This is a genomic window from Candidatus Magnetaquicoccus inordinatus (genome assembly GCF_004217665.1).
Lineage (GTDB): Bacteria > Pseudomonadota > Magnetococcia > Magnetococcales > Magnetaquicoccaceae > Magnetaquicoccus > Magnetaquicoccus inordinatus.
In genome coordinates this window covers 1-7,814 of record NZ_RXIU01000170.1, presented here as the reverse complement: position 1 = coordinate 7,814, position 7,814 = coordinate 1, and the positions used below count along the sequence as shown (strand labels likewise).

The window sequence follows — 7,814 nt, the reverse complement described above, 5'->3', positions numbered from 1 at the left end:
AGGCATGCAAAAACAGACGATGCAAACCGATTTTGGCCATCCGCTGGTCAAATGCAGCATCACCATATTTGCGATCTGGTTTTCCAAAACACGGGTGATGGTTTGCAATTGCACCAAAATGGCTTTCAAAGTCCCACTTTCCACCTTTACCTGCTCTTTGTCTGCCTCCTTGCTGCCCTCACGCACCTGCCCTTCCTGGGTGGGAGCTGCCGGTTTCTCTGCCGCCTTTTCTACCCCCTTTGCCGCATTGCTCTCTTTTCCTGTGGGGCGAGGAGTGGCACTGGTGGCGGGAGGAGGCTCTCCCATAACCGGCAAGGTCACCTTTTCTTGGGCGGCAGCGGCAGGAGCAGCAATCTGTGCTTTAGAGTCTGACCCCTTCTCCACTACAGGAGGCTGGGCAGGAGCTGCAGCCTGATTGCGCTCTTTGGCCCCTTTTTTCCACTCAGCGGCCTGACTGATACGGATCTCTTTTGCCTCTTTTTTGCTGATCCGGGCAATCTCTTCATGAGAAGGGATTACCAACTTCACACCCGCCTTGAGACCATTCATATTGTTGCGCGTAAATAGATTGGCATTACGACGCCAGATGGCCACTTCAATCTGCTGCACAGTAAACGGAGTACCTTTTACAAAACGACGAGCCACATCGCGCAACCCTTCCTTGGCTCGCACTGGCCCATAGTTTTTCTCTTGCCCCTCTTTTGCTGGTGCAGAAGAGGGCGGAGATGCAACTGCAGGAGCTCCCTCAACTGTGCGCTGCTCTTGGCGCACCACTGTTGTCGATGCTTTTTCTGGGGCTGCGGAGCTCTGTTTCTCGCCAACTGGTGGACGAATCCGCAAGAAAGGAAAATAGGTGTGCTGATTGGAAGAGATGCGTAAGACAATATAAAAATCGGACTCGCGAATCGGGTTGGCAGAGTGTACCGAGACAAACAGACCACCATTTTGTTCACTCAATTGCGCGGTAATCTGCGTGACAACCGGCTTGCGTGGCAAATTCAGTGTCAAATAGTCACTGTTGCTGCCCATATCCACAGAGACAATCTCCTCTCCTGGATCCAAGGTAAGCGATGCCACTCCCTGCAACGGCTGCCCCCACTTGCTCTGCAGTTTGAGTTCACCCAAAGCAAAAGCAGCCACATCGTGCGGAAATACCAACAGCAGCAGCGCACTACAACAAAACAGCAGAAAATGCAATCGTGTAGCCACCAACACACCTCGCACCCAGAGTCGAGCCATGCTCAAAGAGCGTATCCATAACGCATTCACAGCAATCAGCCGATACTCTACATGAAAAACAGTTTCAAAGGAACACTTGTCCACAATCAGGTAAAAAAACACCATCTTCCAAAATCAGTCACCCTCTTTTCTCGCTAGCAGCTTTTTGCTCTCGGCACGAGGCTGCTGCGCGATAGCAAGGGGAGTGAGTTGATTGATAAATTGCTGCAATTTTTCCTCCAAAGGGGCCGAAAGCGCGATGACAGCAGCGCTCTGCGGATGGCGAAAGGAGAGCTTCCAGGCATGCAAAAACAGACGATGCAAACCGATTTTGGCCATCCGCTGGTCAAATGCAGCATCACCATATTTGCGATCTCCCGCCACAGGATGACCGATCGCTTGCAAATGCACACGAATTTGATGGGTGCGTCCCGATTCCAAAACAATTTCCAATAATGTTGCATTGGCAAAACGCTGTTTGACCTGAAATCGGGTTGTGGCAGCAGCGCCATGACTGCTGGATACCACAATGCGTTCCCCACCCTTGACCACCCCTTTGCTCAGCGGCAGATCAATCACCCCCTCATCCTTCGCCACCACCCCCCGCACCAATGCCAAATAGCGTTTTTCCACCTTGCCATGGCGAAATGCCTCGGCCATGGAACGCAACGCAAAGGGAGTCAAAGCAAACAATAAACATCCAGAGGTATCCTTATCCAAGCGATGACACAGCTCTGGCTGCAACGGACTCTCCTCCCACTGCAACAGACGACGCATCGCATCTATTGCACCCCAGGTTTCGCCACTGCCTCCATGCACAGCCATCCCGGAAGCCTTATTCATCACCAATAGCGCCTCATCGCGCCAAAGAATCCGTTCCCGTACCGCACGCACCATGCCATCGGGGGGATAAAGAGGGCGTGAACTTGGCAAGGAGTCGCTTTGCCAGCGCACCGGGGGCAAGCGAAGCCGATCCCCAACACACAAACGGCCTCCCCCTTGCACCCTCTTGCCATTGACACGCACCTGTCCGGTACGCAACAACCGATGCAAAAAAGAGTATGGTACCGAGGGAAAACGACCATGCAGAAAACGATCCACCCGCATTCCCGCATCCTGCTCACTTACCAAAATATGTTCTACTTCCGCACTTTGTTGCCCAGTGCCGGAAAAATTCTCATCCCTTTTTGCAGATTGACTGTTACATATCTTTACGTCCATGTCTTCATTATCCTATAATGACTCTTTGTGACGGATCGTTTTTGGGGATAATCCACCCAGCCGGCATTTTCCGCACTGGGTCATGAATCGTTATTTTAATTTTTTTATTAAATTTTTTCATAAGTTATACTAAACACCTCAAAAAGACCCGCGCCGGTGCACGAGGACATTTTTCTGTCTCGCCCGCTGTGGTCCGAGTCACGTTGCAACAGGAGCAATAAAAACAATGACCAAGCGTATGCTGGTGGATGCCACCCACGCAGAAGAGGTGCGTGTGGCGGTAGTCCAAGACCAGCGACTGATCGATCTTGACATAGAAACCGCCTCCAGGGAACAAATCAAAGGGAATATCTATCTCGCCCGTGTTACCCGTGTCGAACCCTCCCTGCAAGCAGCTTTTGTCGAATTTTATGGAGGGCGTCAAGGCTTTCTCTCCATTAACGACATTCACAGCAAATATTATCCCCCGGAAGAACCCGAACGCGACAGCAAAGCGCAGGGCTCTGAGACAGCTTCTGCCAGCGCAGAGACAGCCTCTTGCGAAAATGGTGATTCTCCCGGCAAAGCTCCTGCACCCGATGAGGAGGAGATCTCCGATGAGTTGCCGCCAACAGATGAGTTACGACCGCGTCACCGACGGCGACATGTCCCTATCCAACGTCTGTTAAGTCGTGGTCAGACCCTGCTGGTCCAGGTGGTAAAAGAGGCCAGAAGCAATAAAGGGGCCTCCTTGACCACCCATATCTCCCTGGCCGGACGCTATACGGTATTGTTGCCGGAAAATTCCGGCGGCGGTGGCATCTCGCGCAAAATTACCGACACCAGCGAGCGCAAACATCTCAAAGAAGTTTTATCTTCCATGGAGATTCCCAACCATGTCAGCTTGATCATCCGCACGGCTGGCCTGGGACGCACCAAGCGGGAGATTGCCCGTGACATGTCCTATCTTTTGCGTCTCTGGAAAGCCATCGAAGAAAAAGCCGCACAACTGAAACCGCCGGCCTTGATTCACGAAGAGGGTGACCTGATTATCCGTGCCATTCGCGACCTCTACACCACCGACATGGAAGAGATCTTGATCGATGGACAAGAGGGTTATCGTATCGGCAAAGATTTTATGCGCTTGTTGATGCCGCGCTATGTCAAAGTGGTGCAGCCCTACAAGGATTCGCTGCCTCTTTTTGCCCGCTATCAAATTGAAAATCAGATCGAATCCATGCACGAGCGCAAGGTACCACTGCGTGCAGGGGGTTATCTGGTGATCGACCCCACAGAAGCGCTGGTCTCCATCGACATCAACTCCGGTCGCTCGACACGGGAAAAAGATGTTGAGAGCACAGCCTTCAAAACCAATATTCAGGCAGCAGAAGAGGTCGCCAGACAGTTGCGCATGCGTGACCTGGGAGGGCTGATTGTCATCGATTTTATCGATATGGACGACAAAAAGCATGTCATGGAGGTTGAAAAACATTTGAAAGAGGCGCTCAAACTGGATCGCGCCAAAATTCAGATCGGCAAAATCTCTCCTTTCGGACTCCTGGAGCTCTCTCGGCAACGCATGAAGCCGACTTTTAATGAATCCAACCGTTTGGAATGTCCGCGTTGCAAAGGATTGGGCACCATTCGCTCGGTTGAGTCGGCCTCCATCCATCTGTTTCGACAACTGGAAGAAGAGGTTGCCAAAGGTCGTTACAGCCGTTTGACCTACACCACATCGCAAGAGATGGCCAACTATCTGCTCAACAATAAACGTGAGCAGATTCGTGCCATGGAGGTAACACACGATACCATTATTCTGCTTTATGGCGATCCCAGCCTGCAAACTCCTGAATTTCACAAAAATCGTGTGGAGCGTAGTCCAGAAGAGATAGAGGCACGTCAAGCCATGCAGGCGCGGCATCTGCAGGTCACCGCAGAGCCTGATGAAGCAGATGAGTATGTCGATGAACTGGATGATCCCGATGATGATCCCGATGAAGAGGAGATCGGTCCCAGTAAAACGCGGGAGAGTATCGCCCCAACCAGCCAGGCAAACGAATCTACTGCTGAAAAATCGCCACGCACCGAGGCAGAGAATAGCGAAAAAAGTCGGCGGCGGCGGCGGCGGCGCAAAAAGCCCACCCAAACCGTCTCTGCAGCGCTCACGGAACCTTTGGACATGCTGGGTTCATTGGATATTGAACAGTTGCCTGCCGATAATCAGAGCGCCCGCCCGCCAGCGACACGGCATCGCCGCAACAACCCACCGGGACAAAACAACCGCAATACCGAAAACCAATCTGCAGCCATCGCCAGCGAAGCCGCTGTTGACCCCTCGGAAAAAAATGCCGCAGATGAGGCGGTGAGAGTCACGCAAGTGCCAGGATTATATGTTCTGGGTGGCTCTGCCCCAGCAGAGGCAGCAGATCTCCAGGATACCAGCGAGAATGGCACGGATAAAAGCTCTGCAGGCAGCGAAACAGAAAGCAGCGCCACCACCCCCTCACGCTCCCGACGCCGACGCAGACGGCGCCGTTCCAGTCAATCCCGTTCTCAAGGCAGCTCTGCTCAAGCATTGCCTTTGGAGGAGAGCGCAACCAGTGCGCTGGAGGAGTATGAGGAGAATCTTGAAGAGGGTAGTGAAGGAAATAGTGAGGAGAGTGCAGCCATATTGAAAGAGTGTGAAGATATTTTTGGGGAGGGTGCATCGATTGCATTGGCAAAAGGCCACGCACTGGCCAATCAAGTTGATGAATCAACGGCCAGCGATAACACACCCCTAAGCTATCCGGCACAACAAGAAGATCCAGCCAGTGCAGAGACAACTCCTCTACTCTCTTCTGCAGCCAAAGAGCCCCTGGCCGATAGCGAGCAAACGGTAGAATCTCCCATGCTGCCTCTGGCCGATGGTAAGCAAACGGTAGAATTTCCTGCACTGCCCCTGGCCGATAGCGAGCAAACGGTAGAATCTCCTGCACTGCCCCTGGCCGATAGCGAGAAAGCGGTAGAATCTCCCATACTGCCTCTGGCCGATAGCGAGCAAACGGTAGAATCTCCCATACTGCCCCTGGCCGATAGCGAGCAAGCGGTAGAATCTCCTGCACTGCCCCTGACCGATAGCGAGAAAGCGGTAGAATCTCCTGCACTGCCCCTGACCGATAGCGAGAAAGCGGTAGAATCTCCTGCACTGCCCCTGGCCGATAGCGAGAAAGCGGTAGAATCTCCTGCAGTTGAAAAGGGCACATCTGAGTTGCCCAAAGAAGATTCTGTACAGGACCATAGCGCACCGCTCTACTCTGCAACACTGCCATTGCCACAAGAGAGCAGCGATGCGGAGGCGACACCTCCGTTGTTGACCCTGGCACAGGCAACAGTGGACAGCAGTATACATCCGCAGCCACTACCACCGGCAAGCCCACCAACGGAGACCCAGGAGGTTGTGTTTGCCGAAGCTGCATCGATAACAGTGTTGACTGTAAGCGAGCAACTTGCCACCTCTTTTGTCGTTCCTATAGACGAAAAAACAGAGACAGCCTCTGTTGCCTCCTCTGTTGTGATGCCCTCTCCCGTAGCCTCAGGCCACGAACAGGGGGAGCCCAATGAACAGAGCGTACCGACAGAACCAGAGATGGCAACAGAAGCAGCAACTGCAGCAAGCAGTGCGACAGAACAGAGTGCAGCAACAGAGCTGAGCGAACCAGTCGCCACGGAACCCCCTCCTGCTCCCAAAAGCAGAACCCGTAGCAGTCGCACCCGCAGCGCAAGCGGTACAACCGGTAAAAGCAGTACAACCAGCAAAAGTACTGCCACCAACACAAGCGATACAGAGGGAGCTGTTGTGGCAGCTCCCAGCGAAAAAAAGCCGCGTGCACCGCGCAAACGCAGCACTAAAGCCAGTACAGAAAACCAAGCCTCTCCCGATAGCTCTGCAGCAACAGAGAGTAGCGAGACGATTTCTCAGGAGCCATAAGCCGTGTCCACACCATTAATTTTAGATCTTCCCGCCGGTGAACATGAAATTTGTCTGTGTGGACGCAGCAAACAAGAGCCCTATTGCGATGGTTCACATCAGGGAAGTCGCAGCACTCCTCGTAAAGTGGTGCTGCAGGCTGCTGCACGGGTGGCCATCTGTACCTGCCGCAAAACCGCTTCTGCACCCTATTGCGACGGATCGCACGAATAAGCCGGCGCTCCACTCTCTGGACTTTAGTGCAGCAATCCACTGCGCGTTTGTGCATAAATCGCCTTGCACAAGCGCATAGGCAAGGTATAAGCAATTGCGCGACGGTAACTGTTCAGGTTCGTGCTGGCTCGCCAGATCTACCCCCATGGGGATGCTGTGCGGATTGGCGCAAAAATGCGCGCCAATTCGCACAGCTTGCTTCCATTAGGCGCTTAAGCCGACGCAAAAAGCGCGTCGGCTTGGTTTGAAAAGCGCGCCAAAGGCAAAAGATTAAAAGCAAAATCCCAGGGATTCCATCCCTGGACCCGGCCAGGGAGGTGCCCTCCCTGGACCCGCAATAGTTTCAGGTGGCGAATAGTTACGAACGACAGTTTGTTCACAAACTTTCCGCTTCCTGATGTGTCAGATGGCGTCTTTGCCGCGTGGGAACCCCTGCAGGAGCCCGAATCGCCCGTTTAACCGCCAGCCCCCGCAAACAGTCGGGGGGATCTTGCAAGCTGCTGTTTTGCCAATCTTTTGTCAAAGCGGACTGTACCACCTGCTCTGGCCAGCCCAGAGCTTCGCATAACCCTCTATACAAATAGTTAAACTGCTCGCGCAAGGAGATGGCATGGGTTCGCCCGATGCTGGCATATAACCAGTCACTCAATTGTAAAAATTGGGCAAAAGCGCTCTCCTGCTCTGCAAACAAACTGCGTACATGCCGAAAACGGCCCGAGTTGCCAAACAGATCCCAATAGCGTGCCAACCGTTTCAAACGACGCAGCAATAAAAAATCCAATTGCCCATTGGCCAGCAGATCATAAGGTGGATCAGGATTGTAGAGCATGGCAAATGGCTCGCTATACTGCGCGATGGGTGCACCGCGCAAACGTTTCAGAATACCCACCTGAATCTCATGCGGATTGATGGCCAACAGTTGATCAAAACCGGCAGCAAAGCTGGCCAAACTCTCTCCCGGCAAACCAATCAGCAGATCGGTATGCAGATGCACACCGCTTTCCGCCACCAACCAACGCAGATTATCCATGGTGCGTTGATAGTGCCAAGGCCGGGCAATGCGGGCCTGCACCTCTGGATTAAAAGATTGAATACCCACCTCAAATTGCAGGGTTCCAGGAGGAAACTGTTTGAGCAAATGTTGCAAGCGCTGCGGCAACCGATCCGGGACCATCTCCAGATGGATAAACAGACCCAAGGCAAGATGTTGATG

At 53.1% G+C, this 7,814-nt stretch carries 5 protein-coding genes; 2 read left to right on the top strand and 3 right to left on the bottom strand.

The genetic code is table 11. From position 1 onward, the window contains the following. On the bottom strand, positions 1 to 1,209 hold a 1,209-nt coding region (locus EJP87_RS11700; protein ID WP_193771324.1), incomplete at its 3' end, for a type IV pilus assembly protein FimV. A 144-nt stretch (positions 1,210 to 1,353) separates the two neighbouring features. Further along, on the bottom strand, positions 1,354 to 2,439 hold the full coding sequence (locus tag EJP87_RS11695; protein ID WP_130472059.1) for an RluA family pseudouridine synthase: 1,086 nt from the start codon (positions 2,437 to 2,439) through the stop codon (positions 1,354 to 1,356). Between the two features lie 226 nt (positions 2,440 to 2,665). Here EJP87_RS11695 and EJP87_RS11690 point away from each other — a divergent pair, with 226 nt between their 5' ends. Both EJP87_RS11690 and EJP87_RS11685 read left to right on the top strand, forming a co-directional pair. After that, positions 2,666 to 6,388, top strand: a complete 3,723-nt coding sequence (locus tag EJP87_RS11690; RefSeq protein ID WP_130472058.1) for an Rne/Rng family ribonuclease — start codon at positions 2,666 to 2,668, stop codon at positions 6,386 to 6,388. A gap of 3 nt (positions 6,389 to 6,391) precedes the next feature. Beyond that, positions 6,392 to 6,601, top strand: a complete 210-nt coding sequence (locus EJP87_RS11685; protein WP_130472057.1) for a CDGSH iron-sulfur domain-containing protein — start codon at positions 6,392 to 6,394, stop codon at positions 6,599 to 6,601. A 376-nt stretch (positions 6,602 to 6,977) separates the two neighbouring features. On the opposite strand, the gene EJP87_RS11680 is transcribed toward EJP87_RS11685, so the two are convergent. Further along, a partial coding sequence (locus tag EJP87_RS11680) for a DUF4080 domain-containing protein (RefSeq protein ID WP_130472056.1) occupies positions 6,978 to 7,814 on the bottom strand: 837 nt, incomplete at its 5' end.